Below are 14,644 nucleotides of genomic sequence, written 5' to 3'. Positions count from 1 at the left end.
TCAGCCCGCCGCGGCCAGGTGGGCCTCGACCAGGGTGCGGACCAGGGCGTCCAGTGGCGGCCACGGGAAACTCGGCCGATCCTGGCGCAGGGTGATCAGCCCGTGCATGGCCGCCCACAGGCAGACGGCGGTGCTCCGCGGATCGGCGCAGGCGCAGGCGGCGGCCGCGTCGATGAGCATCCCGAAGGTGGGCAGCCCGGGCAGCTGGGCCGCCGTCGGCTCCCAGCCCGGCTCGCCCGCGGTGCCGAACAGGACCCGGTAGTGGCCCGGATGTGCGATCCCGTAGTTCACGTAGGCGTGGCAGATCGCGGAAAGTCGTTCGGCGGGAAGGGTTTCCGCGATCTCGTCCCGCGCGTCGACCAGTACCCGCTGCAACTCGGCGAAGCGCACCGCGTAGACGGCCGTGAGCAGCTCGCGGCGGTCGGCGAAGTGCAGGTACACGCTCTGCGGTGCGATGCCGGCGGCCCGGGCCACCGCGCGCAGCGACAGCGCCTCCTGGCCGTCGAGGTCTTCGAGCAGGGTGGAGGCGGCGGTGATGAGTTCGGTGCGCAGCAGCGCGCCTTCGCCGCGGCGATTCCGGCTTCGAGCAGGTTTGTCCGACACCTTGACACCATACCAAGACGGCCGTCTACTTACATCCGTAAGCAGACGGCTGTCTTGTTAAGGAATCCCATGCTCACCATGACCCGCGTAGTCCACGCCAGCGTCCTGCTCGATTTCGGCGGCGCCCGCATCCTCACCGATCCCTGGCTGTCCGAACGCCGCTTCTACCGCCAGGGCGAACCGCGCAGCGTCGCCACCGCCGCCGACCTGCCACCGCTCGCCGGGATCGTCATCAGCCACGACCACTACGACCACTGCGACCTCGACGCCCTCGTCGACTACCCGGACCGGACCGTGCCCTTCGCGGTGGCGCCGGGGCTCGCCGCGAAGGTGCGCGCGGCCGGATTCGTCAACGTCGTCGAACTCGCGCCGTGGCAGCACACCCGGCTGGGGCCGGTCGAGGTCACCGCGGCCCCGGCCGGGCACAGCGTTCCCGAGGTCACCTTCGTGCTGCGCGCGGACGGGCACACCGTCTACTTCGGGGCGGACACCCTGCGCATCCCCGAACTCGACGAGATCGCGCACCGGTTCCCGGATCTCGATCTGGCGCTGCTGCCGATCAACGGTCTGCGCATCCGGCCGGCCCTGAACCGGCAGGTCGTCATGGACGCCGCCGAGGCCGCCGAACTGACCCGGGTGTTGCGCGCCCGCGTGGCCGTTCCCATCCACTACGCGTTCTCCAGCGGGCCGATCGGTGACCGTGTCATGACCAAGGCCGAGCGCAACCGGCCGGATCTGTACCGCGACGCCGTGGCGGACCTGGCCGCCGACACGACCGTGCACATCCTGGATCCCGGCCGGCCGCTTCGGGTGTAGGGCACGGGTGAGGGGGCGCGGAAACGGCGGGCCGGGCGGACAATGAGATCCCGGGGACCGCGCGGTCGCCGGGGAGCAGGGGAGGCGCTCATGCCCGAGAAGTTCCCGTCGCCGGCGGGCTGGACGCCGCCCGGTGCGCAGTTCCGCAGCAGCGGAACGGTTTCGCGGACGCTGATCGGGGTGGCGGCGGGGTTGATCCTCACGCCGATCGGGACGGCCTTCGCCGCGCGCGGGGCGGCCGACACCAAACGCTGGGTGATTCTCGGTGATCTCGCGGACCGGCTCGGGTCGACGCTGCAGATTCTGCTGGGGGCGCTGCTGCTGTTGGTCGTCGCGGCGCTCGCGGCCTATTCGCCGCTGGGAACCGTTGTGGCGGGGGCGGTCTGGGGCGTGCTGCCCGGGATCATTCACCTGATCTTCCCGGACGACACCTTCCGGATCATCGGTGATCTGCCGTTCTCCGACGAGATGCACATCGCGCTCTACGAATGGCTGCAGACCGGGTTTCCGCTCATCGTCGGGTTCCTGTTGATCGGCGCGGGGGTGGCGGCGACGCTCGGGCGGCGCTGACGCGTGGCGAATGTGTGTCGTGGCCCCGGGCTTTCGGCCCGGACCGGGCGTGTTCGGCTCCGCCCGTGGAAAAACCGAGGCGCCGTACCCCCAACAGGTACGGCGCCTCGGCCACGGCGGGTCACCCCTTGACGCAGAGGACCTGCCGTAGGGTCGCAACAATATCCACCAGGTCTCGCTGCGCCGCGATCACCTGGTCGATATCCTTGTACGCGGCCGGGATCTCGTCCACGACCCCGGCGTCCTTACGGGACTCGACGCCTTCGGTCTGCGCGATCAGATCCTTGACCGTGAACTGCCGCTTGGCCGCGTTCCGGCTCATCCGCCGCCCTGCCCCGTGCGACGCGGACTGGAACGAGGCCGGATTTCCCCGGCCCCGCACCACATACGAGCGCGTGCCCATGGATCCGGGAATGAGCGCGAGCTCCCCGGCCCCCGCCCGCACCGCGCCCTTGCGCGTGACGAGCATCGGCATTCCGTCGATGGTCTCCTCGGACACGTAATTGTGGTGACAGGAAATGGTGTCGTCGAAAACGACCTCTTTCCCGGCGAACTCGTCCCGCACGGCCTTGCACACGAGCGCCAACATGACGGCCCGGTTCCGCGCGGCGTATTCCTGCGCCCAGCTCAAATCCCGCCGGTAAGCGTCCATCTCGGCCGTCCCCGCCAGGAACACCGCCAAATCCCGGTCCGGCAGTCCCTGGTTATGCGTCAGCTTGCGCGCGACGGCCATATGCCGCTCGGCGAGTTCCTTGCCGATGTTCCGGCTCCCGGAATGCAACAGAATCCACACGCGCCCTTCCAAATCCAGACAAACCTCGCAGAAGTGGTTGCCGGAACCAAGTGTTCCGATCTGCTTGTGCGCCTTGGACTCGAGTGACTGCACACCCGAATCCAGCGATCCGAAGGCCTTCCAGAACTTCTCCCACCCCGAGCGGAGCACCACGCCCGCACGATGTCCGGAGACCTCGTTGTTCAGCCGGTTCACGTTCACCGGATCACTGTGCGCCGCAAAGCCGACCGGCACCGCGGCCTCGATCCGAGCCCGCAAACCCCGCAGGTCGTCCGGAAGATGTGACGCGGTCAGCGAGGTCCGTACGGCCTCCATCCCGCACCCGATATCGACACCGACCGCGGCCGGCGCGACGGCGTCCTTCATAGCGATGACGGAGCCCACGGTGGCCCCCTTGCCCAGGTGCACGTCCGGCATGACCCGAACCCCGTGCACCCATTCCAGTTCCGCGATATTGCGCAACTGTTGCAGCGCGGCCGGCTCGACCTCGTGCTCGTGGGCCCACATGAGCGTCTGCGCTCGGGTACCGCGCAGCTCTACGGGAAACATCAGACGGTCCTTCCTTTGGATTTCCCCTACCGTAGGTCGGCCCGTCCCTGAAGCGCACCGGATTATTCGGACGGTCGTGCTCCTCGCCTCAGCCGCCACCGACGCAGATTGACACTCTGTGTGGTTCGGCCGAGCAGTGCTGCCGCCTCGGCGATAGAGTGGCTCAGCGCGACCACGTCTTGCTCGGGTGTCCAGGCTTTGATCGAACGCCCGAACCCCGAATGCGGTGGCTCCCACAGCGCGACCTTGCGTGCGGCCGTGTACTTTCGCTCGATCGTCGGTGCGGCTCCGACCGGATAGCACCAGTTGGCGAGCGAGACGGCGGAAGTATTGGCCACCATGATATTGACCACCCCGTCGCGTTTGTTCGGCCGGGCGGACCGTGCAACGCCGCATACCGCCTTGATTTCGGCGCAAAAGTGCTGCGCGAGAGTTGAGCTGGCGGTGATCAGGCTGATGAACGGATACCCCTGAGCGGTGAATCCTATGGATCCGTCGCCGTCGAGGATCCCGCGCAAATAGTCGGAGCGGCTGAACTCCCCGGGCGGAGGCCCTATCTTGTCCGATTTTTTGCCCGTGGGGACTCCGAATCGCTCGAACTCGGTGCGCGCGGCCCGGGAGTAGATGTGCAGGAAGCACGTGCTGGAGTCGGATTTGAAGTTCGTCGTTCTGGTCCGACTTCCCAGCAGTGTGTGAACGGGTATGTGCCGCTGCAGCTCGGTGAGCACACCTGCGTCACGTGCCGCCAGCTCGATGGATAGACGTCCTTTGCTCGCGGTGCTGCCATAGTGCGTGCCGTCGGTCTGGAACAGGCCGACCATGTACGAGACCTCGGGTGCAGTGAGATCGAACATGGAAGGAGCGTATCGACTTCGAATACATGTTCGATAGTTTCGCGGAATGTGTTCCGATTCATGCTGTTTCATGGTCGGTTCTGCGGCGCGCCGGGTCTTCGATGCCGGGCGCGCCGTAGCCCGCCCTTACGGTTCCACGAAATCCGCGTTCAACGTGCAGAGCTTCCAGGAGCCTTCGCGGCGGATCAGGGTGCCGGTGTAGTTGATGTCCTTGAAGTAGTTGCGGTATTTGTCGGGGACGTCGGTGAACTTCTCGTTCAGGACGAACGTCGCGGTGTCGGGGTCGGGCTGGGTCACCGCGGTCACCGTGTGGGTGAAGCCGGCGGTGGTCAGCTCGGGGCCGAGGTGGGTGTCGTAGCGGGGGGTGTAGTGGGTGACTATCTCGTCTATGTCGTTGGCGGTTTCGGGGCAGACCAGGGTGCGGAAGCCTTCCCAGTCGTGTGCGTTCGAGGTGGCGGCCACGGCGTTGGTGACCCGGACCAGGTCGGGGTCCAGGGTGGCGGGGTCGGCGGGGGGCACGGGGCGGTCGGGGGCGTTGAAGACGACGGGCGCGGCCTGCGGGCGGAAACCGTTGGCGGTCAGGTGGGTTTCCATGGCGCGGCGCCAGGATCCGTCGTCGATCATGGTGCGGATGGCGTCGGTGATGCGGGCCTGCAGGGCGATATCGCCCTTGCGGACGCCGATTCCGTAGCGCTCGCGGGTGAACTGGTGCCCGACCACGCGCAGGGTGCCGTCGTATTTCTTGGCGAAGCCGGCCAGGATGACGTCATCGGCGGTCACGGCGTCCACGACGCCGGAGATGAGGTCGGCCGCGCATTCGGAGTAGGTGTCGCGGGTGGTGAGTTCGACCGTGCGGGCGAAGCTGCGCCGGATGCGGTCCGCGGCGGTGGAGCCCGCGGTGGTGCAGATCGCGCGGTCGTGCAGGTCCTCGGGGCGGTCGATGTGCCGTTCGCCGTGGCGGACCAGCAGGTCCTGTCCGGCGATCAGGTAGGGCCCGGCGAAGGAGACCTGTTGCTGGCGTGCGGCGGTGATCGAGTACGAGGCGGCGATGAAGTCGACGCTGCCGTTGTTCAGAAGCGCTTCGCGCTGTTCGGGTCTCGCTTCGCGCCAGGTGATGTGCTCGGGGTCCACCCCGAGTCGCCCGGCGATGTAGACGGCGGTGTCCACGTCGAAGCCCCGGGGTCTTCCGTCCGGACCTCGGGTCGACAGTCCGGGTTGGTCTTCGGCGATCCCGATGGTGAGGGTGCGCGCGGGCGGCTGGGGTGCTTCCGGCTTCGGAGCGGCTTGCAATGCGCATGCGGTGAGGACCAGAACGGTCGCGATCGAACCGGTGTAGAACACGCGCTTCATCGGTGACTTATCTCCTTTTTCGCAGGCTAGCAACCATTCAGCTTATCGAGCATCCAAGCATTGGTGTGACCAAAAGTCGCGGATATCCACCGTCTGAAATTGCGATTCGCCAGATTATTCGGCGGGGAATAATCGCGATCATTTCCGGAGTGCCCGGAAAACGCCGAGAATGGCAAATTGTTAGCAAATAGAATTCTCCGACCGGTTGGTCAACCCGGATCGAGAGTCGGCGTTCGGCGGGGTGTGACCTGAAATACTCTCGAATCGCGTGCCAATAGTTAGTGCGTTAACTATTCTGGCACTAACGATGGGGCGACCGAGGAGGACGGATCCGATGGAGGCGGAGGACCCGCTGCGGCTGGACCGGCAGGTGTGTTTCGCGCTGGCGGTGGCCAACCGCGCGGTACTGGCGGTCTACCGCCCGCTGCTGGAACCCATGGGCCTGACCCACCCGCAATACCTGGTGATGCTCGCGCTCTGGGGTGAGGCCCCGATGTCGGTCAAGGACATCGGCGAGGCCATCCAGCTCGATTCGCCCACCCTGTCCCCGCTGCTCAAACGCCTCGAGGCCGCGGGCCTGATCACCCGCCGCCGCGACGATCGCGACGAGCGCAACCTGGTGATCGATCTGACCGAGGCCGGCCGGGCGCTGCGCGCGGAGGCCGAGCGGATTCCGCCCGCGGTGGTGGAGCGCCTCGGGGTGGGCCTGACCGATCTGGAGCACCTGCGCGATGCGCTCAACCGTGTCAACGCGGCCGCGCGCGCGGCCGACAAGGGAGTTCGATGATGAAGCGCCCCAACCCGATACAGTGGCTCGGCTACGCCTGCGGCCGCCGCCTGCCGGACACCATGCTGGACTGGGTCCGCAACGACCTGACCGGAAAGTGGGCGGGCCCGCGGCATCTGGTGCGCGGCCTGGTGCCGATGCTGCCGATCTTCGCGCTGTTCCTGCTGTTCCCCGGTGAGCTGTGGTTGCGCGCGGCGATGATTCTGCTGGCCCTGCTGCTGGCCATGTTCTACATCGTGGCCTACATGCCGATGAACCGCGCGCATCGCCTGCGCAAGCACGGCCTGCCGGAGGATCTGGAGAATCCCGCCCGCCGCGATCGCCGCGCCGCCGAGCGCGCCGCGTACGAGGCGCGCTACGGCGGTCTGCGCTAGCCGGCGTTCTTGGTGCAGGCCGAGGTGATCACCTGGGCCGGCCGCGGGGAGGCGCTGCCGAGGTCCGGAAACGGCGGGTTGCTCTCCCCGAGCGAGGCGACCGCGGCGCCCTCGGCCTCGGCGCGGCTGCCCGCCGCGGCCCAGCCCCACGTCCCGTCCGCCCCGCGGGCGACGGCGGCGCAGCCGTCGCTGAAGCGCAGCACGATTTCGCAGTCGTAGTTGGCGCAGTCGCGAATGGCGGCCGCGTCCGCGGAGACCTTGCCCGGCATGTCGGTCGAGACCACCGCGGCGTTCTTCAGCCGGGACAGCGCGACGGTGCCGTAGTACTGCGCTGCGGCGGAAGCGTTTCCGGCCGCGGCCAGCGCGCAGGAGACCGTCATGGCCGCGGTGACCGCGGTAAGGCGTGCAACCGACAAGGCAAACCCCGATATTTCAGAAGTGGGCGAACGAGGCCGATGGTAGACGATCGCCCCTCCGTGCGAGGCACGTTCGGATTACCGGTTCTTTACTCGCGGGTGAAGCCCTCGCAACGCCCGCGCGCGTCAATCCGGGTGTGGCAGGGCGATTTCCGGCGAGCTAGCGCGACGCCTGCAGCGGCCGGGTCAGCGCGGTGCGCAGCGCCTCGAACGCCGCGGCGTTGGCCCGCTGGGTCTCCGGCAGGTGGAAGGCCATGGACATGAAGCCGTGCACGGTGCCGTCCCACCGCTGCACCTGCACGCGCACGCCCGCTTCGTGCAGCAGCCGGCCGTAGGTTTCGCCCTCGTCGCGCAGCGGGTCGAATTCCGCGGTGGCGATGTAGGCGGGCGGCAGTCCGGTGAGGTCGGCGCGCACCGGCGCGGCGTACGGGTGTTCGGCGTCGGCGTCGGCGCGCAGGTATTGCCGCCAGTACCACCGCAGGTGGGCGGCGGTGGTGAAGTAGCCGGTGGCGTTGTCGGTGTAGGACTCGCTGTCGGTGGCCGGGTCGAGCATGGGGTACAGCAGCAGCTGGAAGGCGATGTCGGGTCCGCCGTTGTCCCGGGCCCGCAGCGCCGCGACGGTGGCGAGGTTGCCGCCCGCGCTGTCCCCGGCGACCGCGACCCGCGCCGGATCTCCGCCCAGGGATTCGGCGTTGTCCGCGACCCAGCGCAACACCGCGTACGCGTCCTCGGCCGCGGCGGGGAACCGGTCGTCCGGTGCGCGGCGATAGTCGACCGAGATCACGATGACCCCGGACTCGTTGGCCATCATCCGGCAGAAGCGGTCGTGACTGTCCAGGCTGCACAGCACGAACCCGCCGCCGTGATAGAACACCACGACGCCGGGGACGGTCTCGGCGTCCAGCGGCCGGTACAGCCGCACCGGCACCTCGGGTGCGCCGTCCGGTCCCGGCACGAGCCATTCCTCCACCGCCGCAACCGGAATCGGCGCCACCGGCGGCACGGCCCGGGCGGCGAGGAAGGCGCGCGCCGCGGTGGCGTCGTGCACCTCGGTGCCCAGGGCCGGGAAGGCGGCGGTGGCCGCGTCGACGAAGATTTGCCATTCGGGCGACAGGGACATCGCTGACTCCTCCGGGAGACGGTGTGGTTGGTCGAAGTGGGGGTGCCGGAACCGGTTCGCGCGCAGCGGGTTACAGCTCCATGCCGCGCGGAATGAACTTGCCCGCCGCGAGCCCGCCGTCGACGGTGATCTCCGCGCCGGTGATGTAGGCCGAGGCGTCCGAGGCCAGGAAGGCGACGAGTTCGGCGACTTCCTCGGGCAGGCCGGTGCGCTCGAGCGGCAGGGTGGGGAAGCTGCCGGGCCCGGTGGTCAGGTACGGAACCATCGGGGTGGCAATGGGTCCGGGGTGCACGGAGTTGACGCGAATCTGCTGGGGACCGAGTTCCAGGGCGGAGATCTTGGACAACCCGCGCAGGCCCCACTTGGACGACCCGTAGGCGGAGTGGTTCATCAGGCCCTCGAGCCCGGCCTGCGAGGAGATGTTCACGATGGAGCCGCCGCCCGCCGCGGTCATGGCGGGGATGACGGCCTTGATGCCGTTGAACGCGCCGATCAGGTTGACCTTCAGAATGCGTTCCAGCTCTTGCGAACCGGTCTCGACGAGCGGCTTCATGAGGTAGATCGCGGCGTTGTTGACCAGTACGTCGAGCTTGCCGAAGGTGGAGACGGCGACCTCGACCGCGGCGGCCCAGCTGTCCTCGTCGGTCACGTCGTGGCGCACGAATCGGGCCGCGTCACCGAGGGATTCGGCGAGTTCCTTGCCTTCGGTCTCGAGCACGTCGGTGATGACGACCTTCGCACCGCGCTCGGCGAACAGTCGCGCCTCGGCCGCGCCCTGGCCGCGGGCGGCTCCGGTGATGAGGGCGACTTTGCCGTTCAGGTCGGTCATTGCTGTGTCCTAACTGGTTGTGACGGTGTGGATGTGGATCGGTGATTCAGCGGAAGCGGGGGATGACGTGCTCGCCCCACTGCCGGATGGTCTCCAGGCACGCCTCCTGCGGGACGGTGCCCATCTGGATGAGGCACAGGATCTCGTCGGCGCCGGCCGCGGCGAGGCGTTCCACGTAGGCGATGGCGTCCGCGGCGGTGCCGTAGGCGTGTTCGGCGTTGAAGATGGCGGCCGACCCGGATTTCACCGGGATCTTGGCTTCGTGCAGGTAGGCGATGTGCTCCGCGCCGACCTCCCGGATCCTGGCCATTTCGTCCGCGCCGGGGTCCACGGCCTCGTCGGGTGCGGGTCCCATGCCGTAGTAGTGCTTGACGGCCTGGGCGAAGAAGCGCTGCCCGCGCGCGCCGATCTGCCGGGCGCGCTCGCGATCGTCCAGGACGATGGTCGGGCACAGCGCCGCGAAATGGTCGTTGACCACGGTGGATACGAGCCGGTCACCGCTGCGCTCGGCGATGGCCCGGTCGTAGATGCCGCGCAGTTCGGCGATCTCCTCGATGCCCGCGAACCCCAGCACCAGCGCGCCGACGCCGTACTCGGCGGCCAGTCTCAGGGTGTCCTTGCGGGTGCAGGCCATGAACAGCGGCGGATGCGGGCGCTGCACCGGCCGCGGCAGCAGGTGATGCGGCTCGACGGTCAAAAGCTCACCGCGGTAGGAGAATTCGGCTTCGGGGTCCTGCCAGGCGGCCGCGATCATGCGCAGCGATTCCTCGACCTCGGCGGCGGTGCGCCCGGGGTCGACCCCGCACATGGAGGTTTCCACCGCGGTCGCCCCGCGGCCCGCGCCCAGGTTCAGCCGCCCGTTCGAGAGCACGTCGAGCATGCCCGCGCGTTCGGCCACGCGGACCGGATGGTTGAAGTTGAACGGCATGCACACCACGCCGTGCCCGATGCGAATCCGCTCGGTCCGGGCCGCGACCCAGGTCAGGAAGATCTCCGGTGCGCTCATGTGCGCGTACCACTTGAGTCCGTGGTGCTCGACGGCCCACACGGTGTCGAAGCCGACTCGATCGGCCAGCACGGCCTGTTCGACGCAGTCGCGCAGCACCTGGGCCTCGTGCGCGGCGGTGGGGTCCGCCATCTGCGCTTCGAAGATCATCGAGAACTTCATCCGGGTGTGCTCCTCAGCTCGCCGGCTTACCCGGGGACCGCCTGTTCGGCAAGGTCCGGTCGCTATGCCTAACCGGAATAGTTCAGTACCCAAACCTTCAGGTCATTCGGTTGTCTCAGTGGCCGGGACCACACCTGCCCGCCCCCGGGGCATCGCCTTAGCGTCGATTCGAAACGTGAGGAAGGACGGGAACCTGTGGGACAGTTGGACGGGAAAGTCGCGCTGATCACCGGCGGTGCGCGCGGCATGGGAGCCGAGCACGTGCGCCGCTTCGCCGCCGAGGGCGCGCGGGTGGTGTTCGGCGATGTGCTCGACGAGGAAGGTAAGGCCCTCGCGGCCGAGCTGGGTGCGGACGTCCACTATGTGCACCACGATGTCACCAGTGAAACTGACTGGCAGGCAGCGGTTTCCGAGACCGTCGAGCGTTTCGGCCGGCTCACCACGCTGGTCAACAATGCGGGCATTCTGCGCTTCAAGCGTCTGCTCGACATGAGCCTGGACGAGTGGAACACCATGCAGGCGATCAATGTGACGGGCAGCTTCCTGGGCATCAGGTCCGCGGCTCCGGCGCTGATCGACGCCGGTGGCGGTTCCATCGTCAACGTGTCCTCGGTGGAGGGTTTCGTCGGCGCTGCCGGGTTGTCCGCCTACAGCGCGAGCAAGTTCGCGCTGCGCGGGCTCACCAAGTCCGCCGCCCGGGAGCTGGGTCATTCGGGTATCCGGGTGAACTCGATCCATCCCGGCGGCATCGCCACCCCGATGACCGCGTCCGTGGCGGGCGCGAGCGGGGTGGACGGCAACAGTTTCTTCTCCGAACTGCCCATCCCGCGCTGGGGTCAGCCGGTCGAGGTCTCCGAGGTGACGCTGTTCCTGGCGTCCGAGGCCTCGAGCTACTGCACCGGCGGCGAATTCGTCGTCGACGGCGGCATGCTCACCAGTTGCGGCTACTAGAGGACAGACACCACTCATGGAATTCGAATTCGACGTCGTCGTCGTCGGCTCGGGCGCGGCCGGTATGACCGCCGCGCTGACCGCGGCCTATCGCGGCCTGTCGGTCACGCTGATCGAGAAGTCCCGCCTGTTCGGCGGCTCCACCGCGCGCTCGGGCGGCGGCATCTGGGTGCCGAACAACCCGGTGCTGAAGGCCGCGGGCGTGCCGGACAGCCCGACCATGGCCAAGACCTACCTGAAAGCCGTTGTCGGCGATCGTGTTCCCGATGCCAAGCAGCAGGCGTTCCTGGACAACGGCCCGGAGATGTTCGAGTACATCGGCACCCGCTCGCGGTACTGGGAATTCGATTACGACCGCGGCTATTCCGACTACCACCCCGAGTTCCCGGGCGGTCTGGCGCAGGGCCGGTCCATCGAGCCCAAGGTGATCGACGGCCGGCTGCTCGGCGGTGATCTGCACAAGATCAACCAGCCGACCATGTCCGCGCCCGGCGGGCTCGCCATCACGGTCAGCGATTTCCACGACCTGAACATGATCGCGCGCACCTGGACCGCGAAGAAGACCGCGGTCAAGGTCGGCGCGCGCACCGCCCTGGCCCTGGTCAAGGGCGCAAAACCGCTGAGCCTGGGCAAGGCCCTGGCCGCGCGGCTGTGGCTGTCGCTGCGCGACGCCGGGGTGCCGGTGTGGCTGAACACCCCGCTCACCGAGCTGATCGTCGAGGACGGCGTCGTGGTCGGCGTGCGTGCCGAGCACGAGGGCAAGCCCGTCGTCATCAAGGCCACGCGCGGCGTGGTGCTGGCGGCAGGCGGCTTCGAGCACAACCTGGAGATGCGCAAGAAGTACATCTCCGGCCCGCAGTCCACCGAATGGACCGTGGGCGCGGTCGAGAACGTCGGCGAGGGCATCGTCGCGGGCCAGAACGCCGGTGCGGCCGTCGATCTCATGGACGACGCCTGGTGGGGTCCGTCGGTGCGCAGCGCCACCGATCGCCCGCCGTTCTTCTGCCTGGCCGAGCGCGCCCAGCCCGGCGCGATCATGGTCAACGACGAGGGCGAGCGTTTCGTGAACGAGTCCGCGCCGTACGTCAACGTGGTGCACACGATGTACGAGGAGGCCGCGGCCGGGCGCAGCACCGGTCCCGCGCACTTCATCTTCGATCAGGACTTCCGCGACCACTACCTGTTCCTGGGCAATTTCCCCAAACGCCCGCTGCCCCAGGGCTATTTCGACAAGGGCATCATCAAGCAGGCCGACACCCTCGAAGAGCTGGCCGCGCAGTTGAACATCCCGGCGGGCAAGCTCACCGCCACCGTGGAGCGTTTCAACGGCTTCGCGAAGGCCGGTCGCGACGAGGACTTCCAGCGCGGCGATTCGGCCTACGACCGCTACTACGGCGATCCCACGGTCAAGCCCAACCCGAACCTGGCCCCGCTGGCGCGCGGCCCGTTCTACGCGGTGGAAATGGTTCCCGGCGACCTGGGCACCAAGGGCGGCCTCGTCACCGACGAGCACTCGCGGGTGCTCGACGAGCAGGGCGGGGTCATCGCCGGTCTGTACGCGGCGGGCAACAACTCGGCCGCGGTGATGGGCAACGACTACGCCGGCGCGGGCGCGACCATCGGACCCGCGATGGTGTTCGGTTACATCGCCGCCAATCACATGGCGGATCGGGAAGACGCCGCGGCCCAGGCTGTTCCGGGCGTCGCGAAGGCCGCCGAACCCAAGCGCGCCGCCAAGCGCGGCGGAGCGGTCAACGGCGCGGCGGCGACCGCCGGCGCGGGACGGAATCAGGGGTAACGCCATGGGACGGGTCAGCACCAAGAACGTCATCGTCACCGGCGGCGCGCGCGGCATGGGCGCGGCCTTCGCGCGCAAGCTCGCCGCCGAGGGCGCCGCGGTCGTCATCACCGACGTCCTGGTCGCCGAGGGCGCGGCCCTGGCCGCCGAACTCGGCGACCGGGCGCTGTTCCTGCCGCTGGACGTGACCGACGAAGCCGCCTGGAACGATGTCGTCGCGCAGGCCGAGTCGGCCTTCGGACCGGTCTCGGGCCTGGTCAACAACGCCGGCATCGTGCACGTGGACCCCATCGACAAGCTGGCCGAGGCGGACTACCGCCGGGTCATCGACGTCAATCAGGTCGGGGTCTTCCTGGGCATGAAGGCCGTGATCGGCTCCATGCGCGCGGGCGGGGTCGGTTCGATCGTGAACATCTCCTCGACCGGCGGGCTCATCGGCTACTCGAACATCCTCGGGTACGTCGCCTCCAAGTGGGCGGTGCGCGGCATGTCCAAGACCGCCGCCCAGGAGTTCGCCGCCGACAACGTCCGGGTCAACTCGGTGCATCCCGGGATCGTCGCGACCGAGATGGTCGCGGCCTCGGATCGCTCGAAATCCATTGCGGCCAACCAGCCCATCGCCCGGCCGGGCACGCCCGAGGAACTCGCCAACCTGGTGCTGTTCCTCATCTCCGACGAATCCTCCTACAGCACCGGGGCGGAATTCATCGCCGACGGCGGCTTCACCACGCAGTAGCGCGAGACAGGAAAGATCATGAAGGACTTCCACGGCAAGGTCGCCGTCATCACCGGTGCGGGCGCGGGCATCGGGCGCGCGCTGGCGGTCGAGCTGGCCAAGAACGGTGCGCAGCTGGCGCTGTCGGGCCGCAATCTCGACAGTGTCGCCGAGACGGCGGCGCTGTGCGAGAAGGAGGGCGTCAAGGCCCGCGCGTACAAGCTCGACGTCACCGACCGCGCGGCGGTGTACGAGCACGCGGACGAGGTGGTGTCGGACTTCGGCAAGGTCAACATCGTCATCAACAACGCCGGTGTCTCGCTGACCGCCAATATCGAAGACGTCACCTGGGAAGATTTCGAATGGATCTTCAACATCAACTTCTGGGGTGCGGCGTACGGCACCAAGGCGTTCCTGCCGCACGTGATCGCCTCCGGTGACGGTCACATCGCCAATGTCTCGAGCATGTTCGGACTGGTGGCCTGCCCGAGCCAGAGCGGTTACAGCTCCTCGAAGTTCGCGATGCGCGCCTTCACCGACGCCCTGCGCCAGGAGATGATCATCGCGGGCAACAACGTCGGCGTCTCCAGCGTGCACCCGGGCATGATCAAGACCGAGATCGCCTGGAAGGCGCGGGCTTCGGCCAATCGCGACCGCGACGCCCTGGCCAAGAACTTCGACGGCCTGGCCAAGACCACGCCCGAGCAGTGTGCCCGGACCATCCTCAAGGGCATCGGGAAGAACGACCCGCTCATCCTCATCGGTACCGACGCCAAGGCGATGAACTGGATGCAGCGCCTGCTCGGCTCGGGCTACATGAAGCCCCTCACCGCGCAGATGCGCAAGGAGATCTGACTCCGGCCCCGACCGCGCTCGGCGACCGGATGACCGTGGCCGCACACCTTCTCGGGTGTGCGGCCATCGGTCGTCTCGCCGGTTCCGGGCATGTTC

16 protein-coding genes are annotated in these 14,644 nt (G+C 68.2%); 8 read left to right on the top strand and 8 right to left on the bottom strand.

Annotated features, from left to right (window positions below):
* Window positions 1-603: a TetR/AcrR family transcriptional regulator gene (locus ACFVBH_RS11090; protein WP_379001223.1), complete on the bottom strand. Its 603-nt coding sequence runs from the start codon at window positions 601-603 to the stop codon at window positions 1-3.
* Between the two features lie 69 nt (window positions 604-672).
* On the opposite strand from ACFVBH_RS11090, the gene ACFVBH_RS11085 reads away from it, so the two are divergent.
* Both ACFVBH_RS11085 and ACFVBH_RS11080 read left to right on the top strand, forming a co-directional pair.
* On the top strand, window positions 673-1,419 hold the full coding sequence (locus ACFVBH_RS11085; protein WP_379001222.1) for an MBL fold metallo-hydrolase: 747 nt from the start codon (window positions 673-675) through the stop codon (window positions 1,417-1,419).
* A gap of 90 nt (window positions 1,420-1,509) precedes the next feature.
* On the top strand, window positions 1,510-1,989 hold the full coding sequence (locus ACFVBH_RS11080) for a hypothetical protein (RefSeq protein WP_379001221.1): 480 nt from the start codon (window positions 1,510-1,512) through the stop codon (window positions 1,987-1,989).
* Window positions 1,990-2,110: 121 nt separating this feature from the next.
* Here ACFVBH_RS11080 and ACFVBH_RS11075 read toward each other — a convergent pair whose 3' ends face one another.
* From ACFVBH_RS11075 to ACFVBH_RS11065, 3 genes are all read right to left on the bottom strand, one after another.
* Entirely contained in the window at window positions 2,111-3,331 is a 1,221-nt protein-coding gene (locus tag ACFVBH_RS11075; protein ID WP_354986337.1) for an RtcB family protein, read from the bottom strand.
* Window positions 3,332-3,393: 62 nt separating this feature from the next.
* The gene (locus ACFVBH_RS11070) at window positions 3,394-4,185 is read right to left on the bottom strand and encodes a hypothetical protein (protein WP_379001220.1); all 792 of its coding nucleotides are present in this window, start codon (window positions 4,183-4,185) and stop codon (window positions 3,394-3,396) included.
* Between the two features lie 126 nt (window positions 4,186-4,311).
* The gene (locus ACFVBH_RS11065; RefSeq protein WP_379001219.1) at window positions 4,312-5,535 is read right to left on the bottom strand and encodes a glutamate ABC transporter substrate-binding protein; all 1,224 of its coding nucleotides are present in this window, start codon (window positions 5,533-5,535) and stop codon (window positions 4,312-4,314) included.
* Between the two features lie 334 nt (window positions 5,536-5,869).
* Between ACFVBH_RS11065 and ACFVBH_RS11060 the strand changes: the two genes are divergently transcribed.
* Window positions 5,870-6,322, top strand: coding sequence for a MarR family winged helix-turn-helix transcriptional regulator (locus tag ACFVBH_RS11060; protein WP_379001218.1), 453 nt, complete (start codon window positions 5,870-5,872; stop codon window positions 6,320-6,322).
* Window positions 6,322-6,696 (top strand): DUF5313 family protein, encoded by a 375-nt coding sequence (locus ACFVBH_RS11055; protein WP_354986272.1) that lies wholly within the window; start codon window positions 6,322-6,324, stop codon window positions 6,694-6,696. The genes ACFVBH_RS11060 and ACFVBH_RS11055 overlap by 1 nt, the downstream gene beginning before the upstream one ends.
* On the opposite strand, the gene ACFVBH_RS11050 is transcribed toward ACFVBH_RS11055, so the two are convergent.
* The 4 genes from ACFVBH_RS11050 to ACFVBH_RS11035 form a co-directional block, all read right to left on the bottom strand.
* Window positions 6,693-7,112: a DUF4189 domain-containing protein gene (locus ACFVBH_RS11050; protein ID WP_354986273.1), complete on the bottom strand. Its 420-nt coding sequence runs from the start codon at window positions 7,110-7,112 to the stop codon at window positions 6,693-6,695. The genes ACFVBH_RS11055 and ACFVBH_RS11050 overlap by 4 nt on opposite strands.
* 160 nt (window positions 7,113-7,272) lie before the next feature.
* The gene (locus tag ACFVBH_RS11045) at window positions 7,273-8,232 is read right to left on the bottom strand and encodes an alpha/beta hydrolase (protein ID WP_379001217.1); all 960 of its coding nucleotides are present in this window, start codon (window positions 8,230-8,232) and stop codon (window positions 7,273-7,275) included.
* Window positions 8,233-8,302: 70 nt separating this feature from the next.
* Entirely contained in the window at window positions 8,303-9,061 is a 759-nt protein-coding gene (locus ACFVBH_RS11040; RefSeq protein WP_379001216.1) for a glucose 1-dehydrogenase, read from the bottom strand.
* A gap of 46 nt (window positions 9,062-9,107) precedes the next feature.
* Window positions 9,108-10,229, bottom strand: coding sequence for an LLM class flavin-dependent oxidoreductase (locus ACFVBH_RS11035; protein WP_354986276.1), 1,122 nt, complete (start codon window positions 10,227-10,229; stop codon window positions 9,108-9,110).
* 195 nt (window positions 10,230-10,424) lie between these two features.
* On the opposite strand from ACFVBH_RS11035, the gene ACFVBH_RS11030 reads away from it, so the two are divergent.
* From ACFVBH_RS11030 to ACFVBH_RS11015, 4 genes are read left to right on the top strand one after another with little or no spacing between them, the layout of a single operon-like run.
* On the top strand, window positions 10,425-11,180 hold the full coding sequence (locus tag ACFVBH_RS11030) for a glucose 1-dehydrogenase (RefSeq protein ID WP_379001215.1): 756 nt from the start codon (window positions 10,425-10,427) through the stop codon (window positions 11,178-11,180).
* 16 nt (window positions 11,181-11,196) lie between these two features.
* The gene (kstD, locus tag ACFVBH_RS11025; protein WP_379001214.1) at window positions 11,197-12,978 is read left to right on the top strand and encodes a 3-oxosteroid 1-dehydrogenase; all 1,782 of its coding nucleotides are present in this window, start codon (window positions 11,197-11,199) and stop codon (window positions 12,976-12,978) included.
* Window positions 12,979-12,982: 4 nt separating this feature from the next.
* Window positions 12,983-13,714: an SDR family oxidoreductase gene (locus tag ACFVBH_RS11020; RefSeq protein ID WP_379001213.1), complete on the top strand. Its 732-nt coding sequence runs from the start codon at window positions 12,983-12,985 to the stop codon at window positions 13,712-13,714.
* Window positions 13,715-13,732: 18 nt separating this feature from the next.
* Window positions 13,733-14,548 (top strand): SDR family NAD(P)-dependent oxidoreductase, encoded by an 816-nt coding sequence (locus ACFVBH_RS11015; RefSeq protein WP_354986280.1) that lies wholly within the window; start codon window positions 13,733-13,735, stop codon window positions 14,546-14,548.
* Window positions 14,549-14,644: the final 96 nt, after the last annotated feature.

It is taken from the genome of Nocardia sp. NPDC057668 (assembly GCF_042799795.1).
Classification (GTDB): domain Bacteria; phylum Actinomycetota; class Actinomycetes; order Mycobacteriales; family Mycobacteriaceae; genus Nocardia.
The sequence above is the reverse complement of the archived record's forward strand: the minus strand, read 5'-3'. Positions and strand labels throughout refer to the sequence as shown.